Genomic DNA, 20,206 nt, shown 5'->3' on the forward strand with positions numbered 1-20,206 from the left:
ATGGGTATCGATCTCTCAATTATTTGGTTCACCATCATCATTTTTGCCATCTTGATGTATATCGTGATGGATGGTTTTGACTTGGGGATTGGCTTAATCTTTCCTTTTATCAAAGACCCTGTTGAACGTGACATGATGGTCAATACTGTCGCGCCCGTGTGGGATGGTAATGAAACGTGGCTCATCCTGGGGGGCGCTGCGCTTTACGGTGCATTCCCGCTTGCGTATGCCGTGATTGCTGACGCGTTATCGATCCCTATTACGCTAATGTTATTCGGATTAATTTTCCGCGGTGTGGCGTTCGAGTTCCGTTTCAAAGCGACAGAACATCACCGTCCTTTCTGGGATAAAGCCTTTATTGGCGGCTCTTTCCTTGCGACTTTTATGCAAGGTATCTCGGTCGGTACCATTCTCAATGGTATTCAGGTGACAGGTCGCGTCTTTACCGGTGATGTGATGGGGTGGTTATCACCGTTCCCGTTGTTCTGCGGTGTTGGATTGGTGTTAGCCTATGCTCTATTAGGCAGTAGCTGGCTGATCATGAAAACGCAGCATGCGTTGCACGATAAAATGTCACAGTTGACCAAGCCACTGACTATTGCGCTATTGATTGTTATCGCGATCATTAGTATCTGGACGCCGTTGGCGCACAATGCCATTTCTGAGCGTTGGTTTACTCGCCCGAATCTTTATTGGTTCTTGCCAGTACCTGTTCTAGTGATCATTTGCGGGTTAGGGATCTTGAAGGCAGTGAAACGTCGCGCGGATTACGCACCTTTCCTTTTAACCTTGGGATTAATTTTCCTTGGCTTCACCGGACTGGGTATTAGCTTGTGGCCAAATATTATCCCACCGTCTATCTCCATTTGGCAGGCCGCGTCGCCACCACAAAGCCAAGGCTTTATGTTAGTGGGGGGATTACTGATTATCCCGGTTATTTTGATGTACACCTTCTGGAGTTATTACGTCTTCCGTGGGAAAATTTCTGAAGATGAAGGGTATCACTGAGTTGGCGGCTAAACGTCCAGTCCCAATGTCGGAGGGCGCTAAGCCCTCTAGTCAGCTAGGTCAGCTTCGTTGGTTATTGCTGATCTGGCTAGGCAGTATTGCTGCACTGGGTGTGGTAGCGGTTATCCTTTGGCTACTGATGCACAGTGCAGGGATGACTCGCTGAAAAAAAGGGCTCACACTGTGAGCCCTTTTTTTATTGTAAACTTAAATCGGTATAGCGCTGCATTTTAACAAATTCTACACCGTCTTTAATAAACGGCTCGCTGCAGATCTGAAAGCCCGATTTCTGATAGAAACGGATAGCAGTACGACGGCTATCAAGGCTGACTTTTTTTATTCCTGCTTGGTCAACAATCGCCAAAGTCTGCTGCAGTAACTGAGTACCATAGCCGCGAGACTGATACTCTTCTAGTGTGGCGAATTTACGAATAACCCAACAGTCATTATTGGTCATAAATAATGAAACACAGCTGATTAACTTATCCTGAACGAATAAGCCGAAATGTCGTGCCGTATCATCGTTATCTTCAGCAAGACGCAACGATTCACGAGGGCGGTCCGGCCATAAAACGTGTTGGCGGAGATCTAAACATTGTTCAAGAGTAATCGGCTCAATTTTCACAGTCATCTACCACTAGCAAAGAGTTAAGGACACAGGCTAATGTGGACATAAGTGAGGTAAAATTCAAGTAACTTATGCTCAGAAAAAGAAAATTTAATTGAAGAGTGTGAGAGGGCGAAACTCATTGGGTGAAAAAAGAGGACGAGGAGGGGGCCTCCCCGTCATTAAGATTAGAAATCTGCTTTTAGAACAACACGGAAGTTCGCTTTACCCGCACGCAAATGCTCCAATGCATCATTGATTTTAGACATTGGGAAGGTTTCAATTTTAGGGGTAATTTTTTTACGTGCTGCCAGTTTCAGCAATGAACGTAATTCCCCAGGTGACCCGGTTGAGGAGCCGCCAATTGATTTATCGCCTGCAATCAGGTCAAAAGCCGCAACTTCGATAGGTTTCATCACAGCACCGACGGTGTGGAATTTTCCTTCAGGTGCTAGCGCATCAAAATAAGGTTTCCAATCCAAATCTACAGCTACAGTACTGATAATAAGGTCAAAACGTCCAGATTGGGCCTTTAAGGCTTCCGCATCACGGCTATTGACGACTTCATCAGCACCTAATTCGAGGATAGAGTCTTTCTTGCTTGGGTTGGAGCTGAAAGCGACAACTTCGGCACCCAGCGCTTTCAGTAATTTGACGGCAAGATGGCCTAATCCGCCAATACCAATGACACCAACACGGCTCATCGCATTGATTTGACTCATGAGTAAGGGTTTGAACACGGTAATCCCGCCACAAAGTAATGGACCTGCGAGGGTAGGATCTAACGCCTCAGGTAAAGGGATTACCCATTGCCAATCTGCGCGAATTTTTTCGGCGAAGCCACCACGGTTCAGAATAGTGGGGGTTGTACCCGATTCACAGTTTGAGTGATTACCGCGAATACAAGCATCGCAATGTAAACAGCTTTTCGCCGACCAACCGATACCGACCGCTTGGCCAATTTTTAGGCCTTTATTTTTTGCACTTTCACCCAAGGCTGAGACACGGCCAGACACTTCGTGACCTGCAATCAGTGGGTAGCTCGAAATGCCCCATTCGTTATCGATCATCGATAAATCTGAGTGACACAGACCGCAATAATTAACTGTGACTTCGACTTCTTCTTCACCGAGTGGTGCCGCATCGTATTCATAGAGCTCTAAGGGTTTACCGGCAGCAGGAGCAGCATAGCTTTTTATTTTCATCTCTTTTCCCATTTTGGTGATAAGTATCAAAAATTAGTCAGAATCATTGAACTGATATTTTGCCATCCTCAAAGTGTAGCTGACAAAGTCACTTTGTGCGGCAAATTGCGTATTAGTCGAGCGTCATCTAGCCTTAACGGTAACTGAATATCGAACGACAATTATCGCTTAGCACGGATCGTGCCGAACTTACCTTTAGGAGATGTCATGAGTAAGAAAACTGTATTAATCACCGGAGCGGGTAGTGGATTTGGCCGAGAAAGTGCCTTTCTGTTGGCAAAGCAAGGTTACGATGTTATCGCGACCACCGAAATTGTTGCTCAGATTCAACCTCTGAAAAATGAGGCGAGTTCGCTGGGATTAACCCTGCAAGTAGAAAAGCTTGATATTAGCGATGAGAATGATCGGCTCCGTGCAGCGCAATGGTCAATCGATGTCTTAGTCAATAATGCTGGGATCTCGGAAGGCGGTGCCGTCGTTGATCTACCGGAAGACAAGCTGCGTCGGCAATTTGAAGTCAATGTGTTCGGCACAATATTGCTCACACAACACTTTGCTCGCCAATTCATTGAGAAAAAACAGGGGAAAATAGTATTCATCTCCTCAGTAGCGGGCATCACTACGGATCCCTTTGCCGGCGCCTATTCAGCATCCAAACATGCTTTAGAAGGATTCGCTGAGGCACTCAACAGTGAATTACAAGAATTTGGCGTGCAAGTCGCTACGGTCAACCCTGGACCCATCCTTACCGGCTTTAACGATAGAATGTTTGAAGCCTGGACTCATTGGTGGCCAGAGGACAAAATCGATACGGTGTTTGATTATGAGGAAATTGCTTTCCCTCATGAACAGTTCCATCCTTTCCAAGTATCCGATGTGATTGCGCGAGTGGTTAGCGGTGAGATCTCCCAATATCGAAACGTTGTGCCAGCAGAGATTATCGAAGGGACACAGCAACAGATGAAAGAGGTATGGACCCGCGAAGTCACGACCGAAGCCTCGCGCCATCCGCTGGTTCAAAAAGCTTACGAGATCGATCCTGAAACCCCTAACGGTCGGTAATCTGCCTGCGAAAATTGGGAGAGCGTTGAATGGTTAGCCCTGTTTACTTTGAGCAGTGATACTAATCATTCTTGTACGGGACTTAATGCTCTGATATAGATTATATTTTCTTTTGAGGATCAATCATGAGCGTTAAGATTCGTGCTGTCACTCGAGAAGATGCTGCACGCCTGGCCGAGATTTACGGTCAACCTGCTACTCAGCAAAATACCTTACAGCTACCTTGCCCTTCCGTAGAGCTTTGGGAACAGAAAATCATTAACTACCCTAATGTTGGGCACATTGGGTTCGTTGCAGAGCTCGACGGGGTGGTGGTAGGAAATATTACTTTATTTACAGAAAAAATCGTTCGATTGAGGCATGTTGTTTCTTTTGGCCTTACCGTTGATAGCGATTATGCCCGCCGTGGTATTGCACGCCAGTTAATCAACTTCGGTTTGGATTATGCTTTCAATTGGTTAGCTGCGCAGCGTGTTGAGCTGAGCGTCTTCGCCGATAATCAACCCGCTATTGCACTGTATCAGCACTTAGGGTTCATTGTGGAAGGCACTCAACGACAAGCCGCATTTAAAAATGGCCGCTATCAAGATACGATTATGATGTCCAAGCTCGCCAGTGAGTATTTTGGTGAAGCATTAAGTTAGCCGATAATCGAGCCATTTATTTATCGAAAATAGTAAATGGCTCCATTGCGGAAATTATCGCAATAGTGACGACAGCATGTTAATGCTGATCAACTCGGTTTAGTACATTGCTGATAGTGTAGAAATCAGAATGGCTTAGATATAAGCTATCCCGTTGTTGAGAGAGGTAAAGTAAAAGGTCATCTTTGGTGAGTGTATTATTGATACTAAGTAACGCTACGGTCGCTTGACCGACAAGTGCATTAAGCGTGCTTTTAGTGCTCATAGAATAACCCTTCGTTGAGTCAGATTATTAATGTTATTTTCCTTTTAGTCAGTGACTATTACATAATAAGACATCTTCGTAAACGGTATTCATTATATCGTTACGCTATAAGTGTTATTAACTTTATCCTTAGCACTGCAGAATAATGCTATCTCCCCCTATATCGGGCCTAGGATTAAGTTACACATCCACTCTCGACGAGAATGGCAGGATTTCAAACTGATAGAGGTCTTTTTATGAAGAAAAGTGAGCGTCCAACAAAGATTTGTACAGTCTGCGGTCGTCCCTTTAGCTGGCGAAAGAAATGGGAAAAATGTTGGGATGAGGTAAAAAAATGCTCCGAGCGCTGTCGGCGACAGTAACATAAACTATGTTCTTCTATCCCTAATGACAATTATGCAGGGGCAGTGGCTTGGCGTAATATGCCATCATTGCCGTAAATTTTGCATTATTGTGCTAGCGTACTCATTAATTGAAAATAATTCCCATAAAAATCTTATCAATAGGTTTATTACTTTATAAAAGTATTTAGTATCAACTTTCTGAAATTTATCTACATTATTTTCATATTGTGATTTAACGCTAATGATAGGTATAAATATATTTTTAGTGCTATTTACTTTATAGAAAACGTATTAGTGTATTCACTCCTCATCTTATTAAAAGGAGTTAATATGTCAGAGATCATCAATCCCATCACCGATGTCCATGCCGCAGCCCAACAGCTAATTGTAGAACTGATCAGAGCTGGGATTTTTGCAGGAAAAACGGCCGCCCAAGCGGGTGAGATGGTTAGTACCCTTTATGCAGATATATTGAAAGGGTATAAAGCCAATAATCGCTAGTTCGTACCTCGTTGTTTAACGCGATAACGGAGGAGTTAATGTGTTATGCATTGACACTCCGTTTTTTGGCTATGAAGTAAGCAATCGGAGTCTGTTTTATAGCCATGCATAAGCTTGCGGTAAAAATGGCAGCGTCAATGATTGATAGAAAGCCAACAAACGCGGTATCATTAGCATTCTTCCACGAAGTGAAAGACTTACGTGCAAGGTCTCCTTAGTTAAATGGATATAACGAGCCCCTCCTAAGGGCTAGTTGCAGGTTCGATTCCTGCAGGGGACACCATCTACTCCTCTCCCTTGACTACTCACCGTCTTGGACGGAAAAAATCTGGCACTACGCGACACGCACAGCATAAATTTCACCCTCGCCAACCACTATCTTACTAAAGCTTTCCTCACTGAACATTAACGTTGACGGGCTGTACGAATAATATCGCCAGCGTCAGTGCTGAACTTGATAGGCGGGTAAGCATTAACCGATAGCATGATAGTCAGTGTGACTGCTCAGGAACAGCTTATCGCGGCCGACGAAACAATGGTAACCCTAAGCGTAACCGGCAACGTTTCAGCTAGAAGCGTTAGTCCGGTCATAAAAGTTACCGTTGCACCCGAAGACTCTGATTTTCTAATCATCGAAAATAACCTGTCTGAAATCGCTGATGCCGGTGGTGAGGCACAGGTCGAATCTCGGTAGTAGGTTCAGGGAGCCGCTGATGTTTTCCGCATGAAAAGCAGCATGATAGAAATTCCGAGGGAATGATCCCCTGTAAGCGATCTATGGAAAAAATTCATATAGCATTTTTTCTTTACCCAAAGTGAATATAAAAAAATCACTCTCTTTGAATCTATGTTCTTTGATGAGCTGTTGTTTTACGGTGTTAAATTTTTCCATGTCGGTAAAGAACAGGGCAGTGATATAATCTGAATCGATCAAATTCTTTTTTTCAGAAAGCTGTACAATATCGTCGTAGCAGCTTCTTTCCTTGCCTCCTAATCTTTCTTTTAACATGCATTGTGTCAGTAAATAGGTGCGCATGGGTTTTTTTTCATAGAGGATCTTAAGGGTGTCAATTCCCTCTCTATAGCGCTTTTCGCCGATCAGACTATGAGCATACATTAACAAAATATCGGTATTTTCGGGGTACTTATCTCGGATCGTGTTAATTTTTGAGAGGATTTCAGTACTCTGCTTAGAATCCGCCATAACCAGTTTTTCAACTAAATTCGCTACCTCAGAGGTAGGACTGTTTTCGATCGAAAGAGCTTGGGGATAGGAATTTGTATCACTGCATAGAAGAAAAAACAGTGCCATGACTCTGAAAGGGTATAATATTATTTTCATATTAAACCTGCTTGAATTTATTCAATGAAATATAATGTGTTGCTTTCTTGGGGATTGGCGCCAGCGAACCGGTATATCCTGTGTTTAAAAAATATCCTGTTTCTATTTTTAATACGGGCTGGATGTTTTTGCTCGCTTTAAGAGTGAATTGAGTACCTCCAATAAGAATTTCATTCTGCGTGAGAGCAAAAGCGCTATCCTTTGAATCTAAAACGTACTTTTTATTGTCGATATTATTTTCAACTGTGCACCAAGGTTTAATTACGCCTGAACCATAAGCTCTGGCTGCGTTACATAACATCGATGCAGATAAAAATAGTTTTTTCCCTTCTTTACCCTCGCTTTCCGTTACATTCAGAAGCAAAGTATAAGATGCATGTAAAGCTCCGACCCCTTCGAGAGCCAAATAACCTAAAGTCGAAAACCTAAATGATTTTGTTGTCATGATATCCTCCGTGATAAATCGATATAACGCTTTGCGTCCCTTCCCAGAACGCTAATCCTCTGAAACGCCGAGGTTTACTCTATTACAATTCAGGCAATTGGGCTGTTAAGCAGTCGATGTTTATTGAAGTTATTAACTTCTGCTGCCATTACGCAAAAATTTCACCTACAGATCAGATAATCATAACGATCAGACTGCTGTGTCGATATGCCAAGTTATTGTGACTTTGCAGTTGATCACACATTCCTGACCGGATCAACCAATCCCCGGCCAAAGCCCTTAAGGTTTTTCTTTGACAATGTCGGGGAATAGAAACGCTGCGTTAGAGTCGTTTAATTTTCCCTATTGAAAAGCTATTTCGCTGACTTCTCAGCGTAAAAAGCTGTTAAATATGCCCTCGCTTCAGACCCGTCTTAATTTTCCTCTCTCCTTTGCCACTTTTTAGCCATGTTGGGTCATTGGTTAATTCATTGTTCAGTCTCTAACCATCTGTTTTTATGAAATTAAATAATAGTATTTAGTGAATAGATAGTTTTTAGCGATTGTTATAACTTATTTAATCGGCAATTATTGTTAAATAAGCTCTTTCTGCTCAGTAAAGTGCCTTAAATAGGACTTTATACATTTTCTGAACGGTACTTACAGAAATAATGAAAGGGCAAGGATGAGAAACCTCACTGTATTGACGGCCGGCATATTGCCTCGGCGTTGGCCAGCACTATTATGCTCGCTTCCGCTCCTTTTACTCGCGGATGCCAAGGCAACGTCTTACGACGAGCTGATCTTGCGAGCGCGGGACGGAGAGACTGCCGAGTTGATGAGCTATTTTGTCGATGAATCGCAGCGCCATCCACTGAGCAGCAGTCAGATTGCGGATTGGTTACAGGTCGCGAGCTGGCAACAAGATAATGATACGGTACTTTTGGTGTGGCAGCGCTATGGCACACAGGCGACGCTTCCGGCCAGAGCCTTTGCTGCAGTGGCGTCGGCAGAGCGTAATTTGCACCATTGGCCTAAGGCCATTGCATATTGGCAGCAAGCGCTTAAGCGTGCCCCTAATGAGATCGATTACCTCTCAGCGCTCTCCATGACAGAAGCCGATGCTGGGCAATTCGCTGCAGCCAGTGAAACAGCAGAGCGGATTAATCATTTAGGGAAAACAACTGACTACCGATTAACATTAGCTTATCTGCGTTTACGTGAACGAAAAAACGCAGAGGCTTTACTGTTACTGACTCAGGCAGAGCAACGTGATCCTGATGATCAACGTATACAGCGGCAACTTAGCGAACTTTATGCGATAAATCGTCTTTCCCGGCCCGCGTTACAGGCCGCGCACACTTTATCACTGCCCACGCAAAGATTAAGAGAAATTCAACTTGATAGCGCTGCGGAGCTAGTCCGCAATGCACTAATCCAGACCGACGATTTGCGAACCCGTTTTGATAATGCTGACCGGGCATTAGCCCTTTATCGTCAACTCAGCACAGCGTGGCAAGGGGTAGCCGATGCCCAACTCTCGTTGCAGCGTTTACGTTATGATCGCTTAGGGGCGTTGGTCGCGCGTGAAGACTATAGTCAAGTCATTGAAGAATATCATCGATTGCGGGAGGCTAGGGCACCGTTACCTGACTACGTCAAACCCTGGATCGCGACGGCATTATTGGCACGTAAGCAACCACGTCAAGCATTAACCATATTATCGTCGATTCCGGTTTCCATTGTGCGGCAAGATGATGATCGTTTTTCAACCGAGTTTTACGCACTTTTGGAAAGCGGTCAGTATCACTTGGCCGGAGAAGCGTTAGCCGCGCGCGCGGCACATACCCCGTGGAAAACTCAGGTATGGGGATTGCCACTGCAACAACCCAATGATAGTTGGCTTAGCTTACAGTCTTTGAAGACTGATTACCTCGTTGATACTCAAGATCTTATCGGGGCACAGCAGTTAAGTCAGCGATTAGCGACCAGTGCCCCAGGTAATCAGGGGCTTGCTATTCAATATGCCAGGGTGCTTTCTGCACGGGGAGCTGATCGCCAGGCTGAGAGAATACTCAAGCGTGCTGAATGTCTTATGCCGGATGATATTTCATTAGAAACAGAGCAAGCGTATGTTGCGGGTAATCTGCAAGAGTGGCAGCAAATGGACCTATTAACGGACGATCTTGTTGCCCGTTCGGCGAGTTCACCGGTTATCCAAGAATTAGAGGCGTTTCGTAGCATTCATCATAGTTGGGAGCTGCAAGTAGGGGTAAATCACGGCCTCCACTCCAATAGCCCGGTAACGGGAAGTCGAGACGTCACCACGTCAAGTCGACTCTATACTCCGCCAATCGCGACTAATTTCCGACTTTTTAGTGGCTATCAATTCGAACAGAGCCATTTCGAAGAGGGCAAAAAACATGCCTCGACCCCTTCGGTCGGTGTCGAATGGCGCGAACGAGACTATCAGGCGGAAATTGCGGTCAATCATCAACAGGTTTCCGGAGAAACGCATACTGGCTTTCAGCTAGCAGGCTGGCACGACGTCGATGACCACTGGCGTATCACCGGCCACCTAGCACGTTTCTCAACTCAGGCTCCCTTACGTGCGCGCGCCAATCACGTTACCGCCGATGATGCGGGCTTAGGGCTTGAATGGCGGCAAAATGAACGACGTGAATACCACTTCTCACTGAGCCCGACTCACTTTTCTGATGGAAACCACCGCATTGAATATCAGCTCTCAGGTAAAGAACGGCTATGGACTGCACCGAGAGTTGTACTCGATTTTACCCCGGCACTGAGTGGCAGCCAAAATAGTCAGCAAAACGTCGCCTATTACAGCCCTAAAAACGATCTCTCTGTCATCCCAGCGTTGACGCTAACCCATCAGATTAGTCGGCACTACGCGCGAGTGTGGCGCCAGCAGCTAAGCCTTGGCAGTGGAATTTATCAACAGCATGGGCAGGCAACAGGTTCAACCACACAAATCAGTTACGGCCACGAAATAGAATGGACTAGACGTTTGACTACAGGGCTGACTTTACTCTGGGGCCGTCAGCCTTGGGATGGTCAGTATGAGAATACTCTCTCTGCACAGCTTGATATGACGCTGAGGTTTTAAGGATGAAAAAATTAACGGATTGGGCCTTATCGCTGGTTTTTAGCCTACTGGCCACCTCACATTTTGCTCTGGCCGCATCGGTCCTCTTCGTACCGCCATCCGAACGTGGGCATCCTTTATCTCAACAGTCGTGGCCGACCAACAGTTTTCTCACTATTGCCTACCACGATGTCGAAGATGGTGGGGCGGATCAGCGTTATCTGGCAGTAAGAACCGGCGCGCTGATCGAGCAGATGAATTGGCTTCGTGATAATGGCTATCAGCCAGTGAGTGTTCAACAAATTATTGAGGCACATCAGCATAAAGGTACGCTCCCCCCTAAAGCTGTTTTGCTTAGTTTTGACGATGGCTATAGCAGTTTCTACACGCGAGTCTGGCCAGTGCTTAAAGCCTGGAATTGGCCTGCACTGTGGGCGCCGGTCGGAAGTTGGGTCGATGCACCTGATCATCAGCCGATCGACTTTGGTGGTCTCTCTACCGCAAGGGAGAAATTTGCAACGTGGCAGATGGTGAAAGAAGTCAGTGATTCAGGCTTGGTCGAGATCGGTTCTCATACTTGGAACGCTCACTTTGGTATTCCAGCCAATCCACAAGGCAGCCTAGAGCCTGCCATGACGAGTCGCTATTACGATACGAAAGCGAAGCATTACGAGACGACCACGCAGTTTCAGCAGCGTATCAGTGCCGATATTAAAAAAATTACCGATAAATTAACCCAAGTTACCGGTAAGGCACCGCGGGTGCTGGTTTGGCCTTATGGTGCAGAGAACGGTGCTAGCTTAGCCTTGGCGCAACAACAGGGCTACGAGATGGCCTTTACGTTAAACGATGGACTGGGTAATACCAGTAATATGATGAGTCTACCTCGGGTATTGATTTCAGGGAATCCTTCCTTACAAAGCTTTGTCACCGATATTTCGCAGACTGGCGACAGAGCACCGGTCAGAATGATCCATGTGGATCTGGATTACGTGTATGACCCTAACCCACGACAACAACAGAAGAATATCGATCAACTGATCCAACGGGTCGCAGATCTGCGGGTGACGCACGTATTTTTACAAGCTTTTGCCGATCCGAAAGGCGATGGTCTGGTCAAATCGCTCTATTTTCCGAATCGCCATCTTCCGGTCCGAGCGGATCTGTTTAATTTTGTCTCGTGGCAGTTACAGAATAGGGCGAATGTCAAAGTCTTCGCCTGGATGCCGGTGCTTGCCTTTGGTCTGGATAAAAATCTTCCTCGAGTAGAAGGGGAGAAGGGGCGCTCTACCGAACAGGGCGACTATCAACGTCTGTCACCCTGGAGCCCTGAAGTGAGAAAGCAGATAACCGAGATCTATCAAGATCTTGCAGCAAATACTGCCTTCAACGGTATTCTATTTCACGACGATGGCGTGCTTTCGGACTATGAAGATAACAGTCCGCAAGCGATAAAAGCTTACCAAGAGGCGGGGTTCGCATCATCCATAAGCGACATCCGTCAGTCACCGGAAGCGTTATCTCGCTGGAGTACTTATAAAACCCAAGTGCTGATCGATTTTACCCAGCAACTGATGCATGCCGTCAGGACAATACGGGGACCCCAGATCGAATCGGCGAGGAACCTCTACGCCCAGCCGGTCCTCAACCCAGAGAGTGAGCAGTGGACGGCGCAGAATCTCGCGCTCTTTATCAAGAACTATCGCTGGACGGTGCCGATGGCGATGCCTGAAATGGAAAATATTCCTGCCGCTGAACAAGCTCAATGGCTCAAGCAAGTGGTGGCGCGTATCAAGCAACTGCCTGGGGGGCTCGATAAGACCATTATCGAATTACAGAGTGTCGATTGGCGACATCCTGATGCGGCGCAATCGATAAATGATCGGCAGCTCGTTCAATGGATTGAAGCCTTGCAGTTACTGGGTGTACGAAATTATGGCTATTACCCAGATAATTTTTTAATGAATAAACCGGCACTCTCGACTATTCGTCCTTATATCTCATCGGCTTGGTATCCTGCTCATGACTGATCGCATTTTAACATTCACCATTCTTTGCTTAGTGTTGAGCTTCCCACTGGGATTCGCGGCGACCTTTACTGGCGAAATTATGCTCAACTTCGTCTTTCTGTGGCCACTGTTTATGGCGGCGTTATGGATTACCGGTGGTATTTATTTTTGGTTTCACCGTGAACGGTATTGGTCACAAACACCGGACATTGGCGATCAGGCAGGCCTCGCTTCACCGCTTATCTCATTGCTGATCCCTTGTTATAACGAAGGGCCGAATGTGCGAGAAACTGTGGAGGCAGCGTTACAACAGCGTTACACCAATCTAGAGGTTATCGCGATAAATGATGGTTCTTCCGATAATACTGGGGAGATTTTGACTCAGTTGGCAAGAGAGTTTCCTAAGTTACGGGTGATTCATCTAGCTGAAAACCAAGGTAAAGCTGTTGCCTTACGTACTGCTGCCGCCGCGGCGAGAAGTGATTTTTTAGTCTGTATTGATGGCGATGCACTGCCTGACCCCGATATGGCAGCATTTTTGGTTGCACCACTGATCACCTACCCGCGTGTCGGCGCGGTAACCGGTAATCCGCGGATTCGAACCCGCTCAACATTGGTGGGGAGGATTCAGGTCGGTGAGTTCTCATCAATTATTGGTTTGATCAAACGAACGCAGCGAATTTACGGACATGTCTTTACGGTCTCTGGTGTGATTACCGCCTTTCGCCGAACCGCGCTAGAAGAGGTCGGATACTGGAGCCCGGAAATGATTACTGAGGATATCGATATTAGCTGGAAGCTCCAATTACAGCACTGGTCGATCTTCTTCGAGCCACGGGCTATTTGTTGGATCTTGATGCCAGAAACAATTAAAGGCCTGTGGAAACAACGGTTACGCTGGGCGCAAGGTGGGGCCGAAGTCTTTGTCAAAAATATGAAAAATATCTGGTCTTTTGAACACAAACGCATGTGGGTATTGCTAGGGGAATTTATGCTATCCACCTTATGGGCATTCTCCTACGCCATGAGTGTTTTGCTCTTTGTAGTGGGGCTATTTATAACCTTGCCGACTAATCTACAGGTTGAAACGTTATTTCCTCCGCATTTCACCGGGATTACCTTGGCAGTGGTGTGTTTATTCCAGTTTATCGTCAGTATTATTATCGAACACCGTTATGAAAAGAAAATTTTCCAGTCACTATTCTGGGTGGTTTGGTTCCCTGTTGTGTATTGGATGTTAAGTCTATTTACTACGTTAGTTGCCTTTCCTAAAGTAATGTTGAAAAAACAACAGCAACGTGCGCGGTGGAGTCATTCAGACCGAGGGATCGAGAGGACATCAAAATGAATTCGCAACCTATTATTATTACCGAGCCTCGTCGCTCAATCAGGATAGTCGATAGTATATTAACTCTTATTGCTTGGGGGGGATTTCTTTATCTCATTATCCATGAATATCAGCAATTATTTTCTCGGCAATATCGTCCAGAAGTTTCTCCTGCAATCACGCTGCTTAATTATTTTTTATTCGCTATTATTTATGTTTTGCTCTTTATATTATGGGCGAAATACAATCAGTTATTTTTTAGCAGAGAGAGAAGGAAAAGAAAAGGCATGCCTAATCAAAGAAAATTGGCAAAAAGCTTTGCTATAAGTATTGCTGAATTAGAGAAGTTGGAAAGTCATAAGGTGATAAAAGTGTTTCATTCACCTTCTGGAGAGATAACACAAAGTGAAATAATTATGCTCTCAGCAGAGCCGTGAGAGAAACAGTCTAGCTGAGGACTTCATTATATAAACCCATATAATGAGGATCGGTCAATTCATCAATTGATGGCACTGGTAGCGGTTAAATGATAAAATCTTCTGATGTGGTTCTGAAGGCTATTAAGCGAAAAAATAGTGAAATTTATCAGTAGGCTTTTAATTTTTATCTCTCTTTTTATATCCCACGTTGCTTTGTCGATGACTGGAGACCGAGAGGTGCAAGTCTCTACCAATAAAATAGTTGAGGGAATATTAAGTTTCTCTCATTGGCCGAAGGTTGAAGGACATCCCTTGCTGTGCGTATCAAAGCAGGCAAACTTTTTTAATATAGAGAAGGCCGCGGGTAATCCAGTTTTCAGAGTGGTTGCTATCAGTAATCCCACTGAATTTCTTTCAGCAGGGTGCGATGCTATTTATTTTGGCCGAGAATCGGTTGAAGAACAGAACGGCATTATCAACGCTCTCACAGGTAAAAATATCCTCACGATTAGCGAAAATAATGCCGATTGTGTTGCAGGTGCTGCTTTTTGTCTAAACAGACGTCAACAGCTATTTAAATTTTCGGTAAATTTAGATTCACTGAGTCGCTCTGGTGTCAGAGTTAATTCAGATGTCCTATTATTATCCAAAGATGGGGATGAGTAGAATGCTCCATCTGAAAAGAAAATCGAAAAGTTCAATTAGAAAGAAAATTAGAAAGGTGAGTTTGCTCAATTCACTTTTAAATCTGTTCGCCTGTTGGGTTTTATTATTTTCGACGGCAATCTATTTTATAAAAGATTACGAACAACGTAATATGGATTTGCTTTCGACCAGTTTAAGCAGCAGTTTAATCGCCGCAACCGTTTTTGAAGATAGCTATAACGCTAGTCGTAAAATCAATGCATTAGGTCAACAGCAAATGTTTGACTCTGCGGTACTTTATGCAAAAGATGGCCACGTTATTGCGCGTTGGGAACATAGCCAAAAGATGTCATATTTCTGGAGTTATCTTCATAGTTGGCTCTACCCAAATAAAAAGAAAATTGAAATTATTCATGACCAGCAGGTCGTGGGCTGGTTATTTATTGTTGGGAATGATAGTTACCTGTTTAATTTTATTCTCTACTCAGTGTTAATTTTAACGATTGGAATGGTGCTGATATTTCTATTCTCTTTCGTATTGAGTTCTATTATGTACAGAAAGATCTTGGTTGCGATGAATCAAATCACGACAAAGATAAATCATGTCATCCATACCAAGGATTTTACAAAGCGTTTACCAGATAATTCTTTGAAAGAGTTTCAAAATTTCTCTGATAATGTTAATAGCCTCATCAGCGAAATAGAAAGACTTAATGGCGATCTCGTCCATGAAAATAAATCATTAGCCATTAAAGCTTACCGAGATTCACTGACCGGGCTTGATAATCGTGCCGCGTTCATCAGTCAGTTACAGTTTATGTTAAGTGAGAATGGCCCTTGTCCTTCTTTTTACATCTTATTTATGGATGGAAATAAGTTTAAGCAAATCAATGATACATGGGGCCATGCCGCAGGCGATAAGGTGTTACAGGAAGTCGGTAACAGATTAAAAATCTTGGTGAAAGGTGAGGACTGCGTCGCACGATTGGGCGGAGACGAGTTCGCAATGATTCTGTCTGAAATGGAAAGCGATCATCAAGTGGAGGCCTTTATTTCGGGGCTACATGAGAGATTCCAGTCGCCAATAGAGATTGCTGACGGCCAAACGGTTTCTTTCTCGTTGACGATCGGTTTCACCTTGGCGAACAAGGATGAAGAAGTCAGTGACATATTATTGAGAGCAGATTCTCATATGTATCGGAACAAAAAAACGGAAAGGTAAATGATATGCGAGTTATGTTAATAGGATTTTCTTTAGCTCTGACATTATTATTGTCAGGATGCCAAACTGATGGCCCCTTTAACGCGGCGCAAAAGAAAACGCTGCAGCAGCAAGGATTTCAGTACTTAGGTTCTCGGTGGGAATTGGGACTTAACGATAAAATTTTATTCGGAATTGAGCAATACAAACTCACCCCGGAGAGTCGTCAAAAAATCACGTCAATCGCCAATAATTTGAAGAGAGTCGGTATTTCCCATGTGGCGATTAATGGTCATACTGATAATTATGGCAAGGCCGACTATAACCAGCAGCTTTCATATCTGCGTGCAAAAAGCGTCGCACAGGTATGGATGAGCAGCACTGGCGACGATGCAAGTCATGTCTCGGTGAATGGTTACGGAATGTCTAAACCGATAGCGAATAACAAGACGGCCCAGGGCAGAGCAATGAACCGTCGTGTTGCGATTGTGGTAGAGGCACCTTGATGGGGGGAGAGGGGATGAAGTGTCCCCTCGAGTAATTCTATTCTACTGTTCTTTACTTGGAATCCAACGCTGGGTGGATGAAACCGTCTTTACGCCAGAGGGTAGGGAAACCAGTTCGATAAGCAGGCCCAATGGCGTCATACCAAACCAAATCTGATTGCCTTCGCCTTCTTCACTGCCGAAGCAGTCATTAGGCCCCTCAAACATCGTGGCACCATTTTGCCGCATCCTCTCGCCTGTTGCGGCGATATCGTCGGTATAAAGCGAGATATGGTTGAATCCGCTATCACCGATAGTGCGGTTTTGATTGCTGACAGCCGGGCTAACACCAATAATTTCTATATTGGGACCTTCTGCTAAGCGCAGCATGGTAACTGATGTCATTGCCAGTTCGGGAGGAAAGCCTTGAATAGGGCTTAATTTTTCACCAGGAATATGTTTACTCTCATCCCCAAACGGGATCACCCTATGAAGCACTTCAGCACCAAAAGTGTGTTTAAAAAAGAGTTCTGCTTTATCGGGATCTTCGACAGTTATCCCAATATGTTCGATACCTTTGATCATAACAATTACCTTTTTTAAAGACTCTCTACTAAGGCTAGCATAAGAAGGTATGGTCTGCGTAACAAGGCGGAACATTATCGGAGAAGGGTAAGGCGAGAAATTCGTTGCATTGAAGGGCAGGGGGGGACTGACGCGTTTATTATTCCCTCCATAGTGAAGGGAATAAGGGTTAACGCTATGGATTAGTGTCGAACTGGCCAGTTGATGGCGGGAAGTTTACGCGGCAGAACGCCCGCAAACAGTTCACCTTGGAATGCTTTAACGCCTGCGAGACGTAGCCACGACCACTCTTCAATTTGCGTGATACCTGAGGCGATAACTTGGATTTCAAGCGATGAGCATATTTTAATGATAGATTGATTGATCGCTTGTTTCGGGCCGTTTTTATGGACATCACGTAGCATATCACTGTCAACCATCACCAATTCTGGCTGGATACGAGTCAGTAGCAACAGTCCAGCCATGCCAGCACCAAAATTGTCGATAGCAAGACGGATTCCAGCGCGCTTTAACTTCATTATTTCGGCGTTAAAGGTTTCATCTTCGTTGACTACGCTATCTTCGGCAATTGAGATAACAATCTGTTGCGGGACAAAACCATTAGCTTCGATAGCGGCTAGGAGAAAACTTACCGCTTCAGGGTTTTTGACGAATGTCATCGGCAGCAGTTTCAGTACCAATGTGTAGTCATTTAGCCCCAGACTTTTAGCCATTTCTAAAGCCGTCTGCTTTGACGCGAGATCGACTTCATAAATCTCATCACGCTGCAGGCCAGCGAAGAATTTCAGCGGTGACTGGCCATCGGCGGCCCGCATCTTAGCCTCATAGCTCAAAATTTTACGAGAGCTAGGGTTGATGACCGGTTGGAAACCAAAGGTGTAGGGCAATTCCTCGCTGTGCTCGGCGACCAACTCAGGTTGTTCGTTCAGTTCGAACTGCCACTGCTCGCTTTCACTTAATTCAAGATAACTGGCTTTATTCTCACACTCTACGAAGGTCTTAATAAATTGTAATGTCCGGTCATCGTAGGTGAGTTTAAATTTCGATGTGGCACGGGCGAGCACCGCATCAAGCACAGCGGATTTCTCATAGTTACGCAGATCGAATAATTCCATCCCGGCATTACCGAAATGACGTTCAACTGAATAGTCGCGGAGTAATTCTGTTAAAGAGAAGTGTCGCGAGTCTTCGCAAATTACGCGATAAATCGTCTCAACTTCCTCTTCGGGTCCTTCAAGCAATTGTAAAAAATGCTCACCATCAAACAGTAATATCCCTGTTACTGCTGCTTCAGCGTTGCGTTGGTTAGCCTTTTCAATAAACTTTTTCACTTCAGGTTCTGAAGTATTTTTACCGATATGACTTCTATAGATGATGGTCGTAAGCATTTATTATCCTAACGAAGGATGTTAATTAGTTAGCACTCTAACAAATTTTTTGCGAATAAGATAATGATTGGTAAAACTAATCAATAGCTTACCCATACAGAGCCTTATTCAACCTGATGTTGAGGCGCAAGAGTGTCTGCTCCAAACCGTAATTGTAGTGCGATTTTTTATCTTGCGCAAAATGTGTGAAGTGAGTTTTCGCTAATGCATTAGATTGCGTAACAAATCTTTAAAACTGCTGGTTTTATCGTCAAAGAAACGGTTTTTATAAACCTTTATGTAACATTTGTCCTGAAACTTGATTCGGCAATCAGACGCCTTATGGTATAGTTTCGGCTATTATAATTGCCTATTACTGATTTAATCATGTTGCAAGCCCTCAACCTCAGCTGTTACCGCGATGAACGTGTCTTGTTTAAAGACTTAACGTTCAGGCTCTCTGCGGGTGAAATCATGCAGATAGAAGGGGAGAATGGCGCGGGGAAAACCACTTTACTGCGTTTATTGACTGGGTTAAGCCGGCCAGAGGAAGGCTCTATTCTTTGGAAGGATTGCTCCATTGGTAAACCCTGTGAAGGATGGCCGCAACAGATGATCTATTTGGCTCATCTACCGGGCATTAAGCAGGTCTTAACGGCCTATGAAAATCTTCGTTTCTATCATCCTAATGCCACCTGTGATGCCATCTATCAGGCCTTGGAAGAAGTCGAGTTAACCGGTTACGAAGACACGCCAGTGGCTAATTTCTCGGCAGGGCAGCAACGGCGCGTGGCGCTGGCCCGCTTATGGTTAACCGATGCGACACTTTGGATTCTTGACGAACCGCTCACCGCCATCGATAAGTGGGGCGTAAAAAAGCTGAATGAAAAATTTACCCAACACTTGGCACAACAGGGCATTATCGTGTTAACCACGCACCAAGACCTCCCCGCGTCGACTCAGCCGATCCGCAAACTTCGTCTAGGCGGAGAAGTAGAATAATGCAACGTATACTCTTGCGTGAGCTTAAAATAGCTTTCCGTCATCGCGCAGAGGTGATTAACCCACTGTGGTTTTTCTTAATTATCGTGACGCTTTTCCCGTTAGGAATCGGTCCCGAGAGTACCTTGCTAGCTCGAATTGCGCCTGGAATCGTATGGGTGGCGGCGCTATTGGCCTCATTATTGGGGTTGGAAAGGATGTTTCGCGATGATTACCTCGATGGTTCGTTAGAACAACTGCTATTGCTGCCGACGCCGTTACCCATGGTGGTTTTGGCGAAGGTTTTTGCACATTGGCTAACAAGTGGTCTACCCCTGATAATCCTGTCGCCATTGGCCTCATTATTTTTATCATTAAATTTTACCGGCTGGTGGGGACTGGTACTCACCTTACTACTGGGTACGCTCACCTTCAGCTTCTTGGGGGCAATTGGTGTTGCCTTAACGGTAGGCTTACGGCGTGGAGGGGTATTACTGAGCCTTTTGGTTCTCCCTTTGGCGATTCCTATTCTTATTTTTGCAAGCAGCGCAGTAGATGCTGCCAGTCAAGGTCTAGCAATTTCCGGCTATCTAGCCATTTTGGCCGCCATGTTGGTGGTCAGTGTCGTATTAGCGCCTTTTGCGATTGCCGCAGCGTTACGGGTAAGTTTGCAGTAAAA

At 45.0% G+C, this 20,206-nt stretch carries 23 protein-coding genes and 1 tRNA gene; 17 read left to right on the plus strand and 7 right to left on the minus strand.

What is annotated here, in order from left to right; all coding sequences use genetic code 11:
• Positions 1–1,008 carry a cytochrome d ubiquinol oxidase subunit II gene (gene cydB / locus HGT71_RS06825; protein ID WP_214217118.1) on the plus strand — a complete coding sequence of 336 codons (1,008 nt, stop codon included), beginning with the start codon at positions 1–3 and terminating at the stop codon, positions 1,006–1,008.
• On the plus strand, positions 992–1,174 hold the full coding sequence (locus HGT71_RS06830; protein ID WP_241596859.1) for a DUF2474 domain-containing protein: 183 nt from the start codon (positions 992–994) through the stop codon (positions 1,172–1,174). The genes cydB and HGT71_RS06830 overlap by 17 nt, the downstream gene beginning before the upstream one ends.
• A 30-nt stretch (positions 1,175–1,204) precedes the next feature.
• On the opposite strand, the gene HGT71_RS06835 is transcribed toward HGT71_RS06830, so the two are convergent.
• Positions 1,205–1,639, minus strand: a complete 435-nt coding sequence (locus HGT71_RS06835; protein WP_092677578.1) for a GNAT family N-acetyltransferase — start codon at positions 1,637–1,639, stop codon at positions 1,205–1,207.
• 164 nt (positions 1,640–1,803) lie between these two features.
• Complete coding sequence (gene ahr, locus HGT71_RS06840; RefSeq protein WP_214217119.1) at positions 1,804–2,820, minus strand: NADPH-dependent aldehyde reductase Ahr; 1,017 nt, start codon at positions 2,818–2,820, stop codon at positions 1,804–1,806.
• 207 nt (positions 2,821–3,027) lie between these two features.
• Here ahr and HGT71_RS06845 point away from each other — a divergent pair, with 207 nt between their 5' ends.
• Positions 3,028–3,882 carry an SDR family oxidoreductase gene (locus HGT71_RS06845; RefSeq protein ID WP_214217120.1) on the plus strand — a complete coding sequence of 285 codons (855 nt, stop codon included), beginning with the start codon at positions 3,028–3,030 and terminating at the stop codon, positions 3,880–3,882.
• 125 nt (positions 3,883–4,007) lie between these two features.
• Positions 4,008–4,526 (plus strand): GNAT family N-acetyltransferase, encoded by a 519-nt coding sequence (locus tag HGT71_RS06850; RefSeq protein WP_214217121.1) that lies wholly within the window; start codon positions 4,008–4,010, stop codon positions 4,524–4,526.
• A gap of 79 nt (positions 4,527–4,605) precedes the next feature.
• Here HGT71_RS06850 and HGT71_RS06855 read toward each other — a convergent pair whose 3' ends face one another.
• Positions 4,606–4,791, minus strand: a complete 186-nt coding sequence (locus tag HGT71_RS06855) for a hypothetical protein (protein ID WP_214217122.1) — start codon at positions 4,789–4,791, stop codon at positions 4,606–4,608.
• Between the two features lie 236 nt (positions 4,792–5,027).
• On the opposite strand from HGT71_RS06855, the gene HGT71_RS06860 reads away from it, so the two are divergent.
• From HGT71_RS06860 to HGT71_RS06875, 4 genes are all read left to right on the plus strand, one after another.
• Positions 5,028–5,153, plus strand: a complete 126-nt coding sequence (locus HGT71_RS06860; RefSeq protein ID WP_214217123.1) for a DUF2256 domain-containing protein — start codon at positions 5,028–5,030, stop codon at positions 5,151–5,153.
• Between the two features lie 312 nt (positions 5,154–5,465).
• Positions 5,466–5,636: a hypothetical protein gene (locus HGT71_RS06865; protein WP_214217124.1), complete on the plus strand. Its 171-nt coding sequence runs from the start codon at positions 5,466–5,468 to the stop codon at positions 5,634–5,636.
• 208 nt (positions 5,637–5,844) lie between these two features.
• Positions 5,845–5,919, plus strand: a tRNA-Arg gene (locus HGT71_RS06870).
• A gap of 213 nt (positions 5,920–6,132) precedes the next feature.
• Positions 6,133–6,330 (plus strand): hypothetical protein, encoded by a 198-nt coding sequence (locus HGT71_RS06875; protein ID WP_214217125.1) that lies wholly within the window; start codon positions 6,133–6,135, stop codon positions 6,328–6,330.
• 81 nt (positions 6,331–6,411) lie between these two features.
• Here HGT71_RS06875 and HGT71_RS06880 read toward each other — a convergent pair whose 3' ends face one another.
• Both HGT71_RS06880 and HGT71_RS06885 read right to left on the minus strand, forming a co-directional pair.
• Positions 6,412–6,978 (minus strand): hypothetical protein, encoded by a 567-nt coding sequence (locus HGT71_RS06880; RefSeq protein ID WP_214217126.1) that lies wholly within the window; start codon positions 6,976–6,978, stop codon positions 6,412–6,414.
• A 1-nt stretch (position 6,979) separates the two neighbouring features.
• Positions 6,980–7,423 carry a hypothetical protein gene (locus HGT71_RS06885; protein ID WP_214217127.1) on the minus strand — a complete coding sequence of 148 codons (444 nt, stop codon included), beginning with the start codon at positions 7,421–7,423 and terminating at the stop codon, positions 6,980–6,982.
• A gap of 664 nt (positions 7,424–8,087) precedes the next feature.
• Between HGT71_RS06885 and pgaA the strand changes: the two genes are divergently transcribed.
• From pgaA to yfiB, 7 genes are all read left to right on the plus strand, one after another.
• A complete protein-coding gene (gene pgaA, locus HGT71_RS06890) occupies positions 8,088–10,529 on the plus strand; it encodes a poly-beta-1,6 N-acetyl-D-glucosamine export porin PgaA (RefSeq protein WP_214217128.1) in 2,442 nt (813 codons plus the stop codon).
• Positions 10,530–10,531: 2 nt separating this feature from the next.
• Entirely contained in the window at positions 10,532–12,538 is a 2,007-nt protein-coding gene (gene pgaB, locus HGT71_RS06895) for a poly-beta-1,6-N-acetyl-D-glucosamine N-deacetylase PgaB (protein ID WP_214217129.1), read from the plus strand.
• Positions 12,531–13,865, plus strand: a complete 1,335-nt coding sequence (pgaC, locus tag HGT71_RS06900; protein ID WP_214217130.1) for a poly-beta-1,6-N-acetyl-D-glucosamine synthase — start codon at positions 12,531–12,533, stop codon at positions 13,863–13,865. The genes pgaB and pgaC overlap by 8 nt, the downstream gene beginning before the upstream one ends.
• Entirely contained in the window at positions 13,862–14,281 is a 420-nt protein-coding gene (gene pgaD / locus HGT71_RS06905; RefSeq protein WP_214217131.1) for a poly-beta-1,6-N-acetyl-D-glucosamine biosynthesis protein PgaD, read from the plus strand. Before pgaC ends, pgaD begins: the two co-directional genes overlap by 4 nt.
• Before the next feature lie 138 nt (positions 14,282–14,419).
• Positions 14,420–14,929, plus strand: a complete 510-nt coding sequence (gene yfiR / locus HGT71_RS06910; RefSeq protein ID WP_214217132.1) for a regulatory sequestration protein YfiR — start codon at positions 14,420–14,422, stop codon at positions 14,927–14,929.
• Between the two features lies 1 nt (position 14,930).
• Positions 14,931–16,130, plus strand: a complete 1,200-nt coding sequence (gene dgcN / locus HGT71_RS06915; RefSeq protein ID WP_214217133.1) for a diguanylate cyclase DgcN/YfiN — start codon at positions 14,931–14,933, stop codon at positions 16,128–16,130.
• A gap of 5 nt (positions 16,131–16,135) precedes the next feature.
• Positions 16,136–16,615 carry an outer membrane lipoprotein YfiB gene (gene yfiB / locus HGT71_RS06920; protein WP_214217134.1) on the plus strand — a complete coding sequence of 160 codons (480 nt, stop codon included), beginning with the start codon at positions 16,136–16,138 and terminating at the stop codon, positions 16,613–16,615.
• A 42-nt stretch (positions 16,616–16,657) separates the two neighbouring features.
• On the opposite strand, the gene HGT71_RS06925 is transcribed toward yfiB, so the two are convergent.
• Together HGT71_RS06925 and HGT71_RS06930 are read right to left on the minus strand one after the other, a co-directional pair.
• On the minus strand, positions 16,658–17,179 hold the full coding sequence (locus tag HGT71_RS06925) for a VOC family protein (RefSeq protein WP_214217135.1): 522 nt from the start codon (positions 17,177–17,179) through the stop codon (positions 16,658–16,660).
• A gap of 182 nt (positions 17,180–17,361) precedes the next feature.
• The gene (locus HGT71_RS06930; protein ID WP_214217136.1) at positions 17,362–18,567 is read right to left on the minus strand and encodes a diguanylate phosphodiesterase; all 1,206 of its coding nucleotides are present in this window, start codon (positions 18,565–18,567) and stop codon (positions 17,362–17,364) included.
• A 366-nt stretch (positions 18,568–18,933) separates the two neighbouring features.
• Between HGT71_RS06930 and ccmA the strand changes: the two genes are divergently transcribed.
• Together ccmA and ccmB are read left to right on the plus strand one after the other, a co-directional pair.
• Positions 18,934–19,548, plus strand: coding sequence for a cytochrome c biogenesis heme-transporting ATPase CcmA (gene ccmA / locus HGT71_RS06935; RefSeq protein ID WP_214217137.1), 615 nt, complete (start codon positions 18,934–18,936; stop codon positions 19,546–19,548).
• Positions 19,548–20,204 (plus strand): heme exporter protein CcmB, encoded by a 657-nt coding sequence (gene ccmB / locus HGT71_RS06940; protein WP_244986426.1) that lies wholly within the window; start codon positions 19,548–19,550, stop codon positions 20,202–20,204. Before ccmA ends, ccmB begins: the two co-directional genes overlap by 1 nt.
• The last annotated feature ends 2 nt before the right edge of the window (positions 20,205–20,206 follow it).

This window comes from Rosenbergiella epipactidis, from assembly GCF_018494055.1.
Taxonomy (GTDB): Bacteria; Pseudomonadota; Gammaproteobacteria; order Enterobacterales; family Enterobacteriaceae; genus Rosenbergiella; species Rosenbergiella epipactidis.

Excerpts from the sequence above, each read along its gene's own strand:
- pgaB (WP_214217129.1), top strand. The coding sequence starts at position 10,532 with ATGAAAAAATTAACGGATTGGGCCTTATCGCTGGTTTTTAGCCTACTG.
- HGT71_RS06850 (WP_214217121.1), top strand. The coding sequence starts at position 4,008 with ATGAGCGTTAAGATTCGTGCTGTCACTCGAGAAGATGCTGCACGCCTG.
- yfiB (WP_214217134.1), top strand. The coding sequence starts at position 16,136 with ATGCGAGTTATGTTAATAGGATTTTCTTTAGCTCTGACATTATTATTG.
- ccmB (WP_244986426.1), top strand. The coding sequence starts at position 19,548 with ATGCAACGTATACTCTTGCGTGAGCTTAAAATAGCTTTCCGTCATCGC.
- HGT71_RS06830 (WP_241596859.1), top strand. The coding sequence starts at position 992 with ATGAAGGGTATCACTGAGTTGGCGGCTAAACGTCCAGTCCCAATGTCG.
- HGT71_RS06865 (WP_214217124.1), top strand. The coding sequence starts at position 5,466 with ATGTCAGAGATCATCAATCCCATCACCGATGTCCATGCCGCAGCCCAA.
- ccmA (WP_214217137.1), top strand. The coding sequence starts at position 18,934 with ATGTTGCAAGCCCTCAACCTCAGCTGTTACCGCGATGAACGTGTCTTG.
- ahr (WP_214217119.1), bottom strand. The coding sequence starts at position 2,820 with ATGAAAATAAAAAGCTATGCTGCTCCTGCTGCCGGTAAACCCTTAGAG.
- HGT71_RS06885 (WP_214217127.1), bottom strand. The coding sequence starts at position 7,423 with ATGACAACAAAATCATTTAGGTTTTCGACTTTAGGTTATTTGGCTCTC.
- HGT71_RS06835 (WP_092677578.1), bottom strand. The coding sequence starts at position 1,639 with ATGACTGTGAAAATTGAGCCGATTACTCTTGAACAATGTTTAGATCTC.
- HGT71_RS06880 (WP_214217126.1), bottom strand. The coding sequence starts at position 6,978 with ATGAAAATAATATTATACCCTTTCAGAGTCATGGCACTGTTTTTTCTT.
- pgaD (WP_214217131.1), top strand. The coding sequence starts at position 13,862 with ATGAATTCGCAACCTATTATTATTACCGAGCCTCGTCGCTCAATCAGG.
- HGT71_RS06860 (WP_214217123.1), top strand. The coding sequence starts at position 5,028 with ATGAAGAAAAGTGAGCGTCCAACAAAGATTTGTACAGTCTGCGGTCGT.
- pgaC (WP_214217130.1), top strand. The coding sequence starts at position 12,531 with ATGACTGATCGCATTTTAACATTCACCATTCTTTGCTTAGTGTTGAGC.
- HGT71_RS06845 (WP_214217120.1), top strand. The coding sequence starts at position 3,028 with ATGAGTAAGAAAACTGTATTAATCACCGGAGCGGGTAGTGGATTTGGC.
- HGT71_RS06855 (WP_214217122.1), bottom strand. The coding sequence starts at position 4,791 with ATGAGCACTAAAAGCACGCTTAATGCACTTGTCGGTCAAGCGACCGTA.
- HGT71_RS06930 (WP_214217136.1), bottom strand. The coding sequence starts at position 18,567 with ATGCTTACGACCATCATCTATAGAAGTCATATCGGTAAAAATACTTCA.
- pgaA (WP_214217128.1), top strand. The coding sequence starts at position 8,088 with ATGAGAAACCTCACTGTATTGACGGCCGGCATATTGCCTCGGCGTTGG.
- dgcN (WP_214217133.1), top strand. The coding sequence starts at position 14,931 with ATGCTCCATCTGAAAAGAAAATCGAAAAGTTCAATTAGAAAGAAAATT.
- cydB (WP_214217118.1), top strand. The coding sequence starts at position 1 with ATGGGTATCGATCTCTCAATTATTTGGTTCACCATCATCATTTTTGCC.
- HGT71_RS06925 (WP_214217135.1), bottom strand. The coding sequence starts at position 17,179 with ATGATCAAAGGTATCGAACATATTGGGATAACTGTCGAAGATCCCGAT.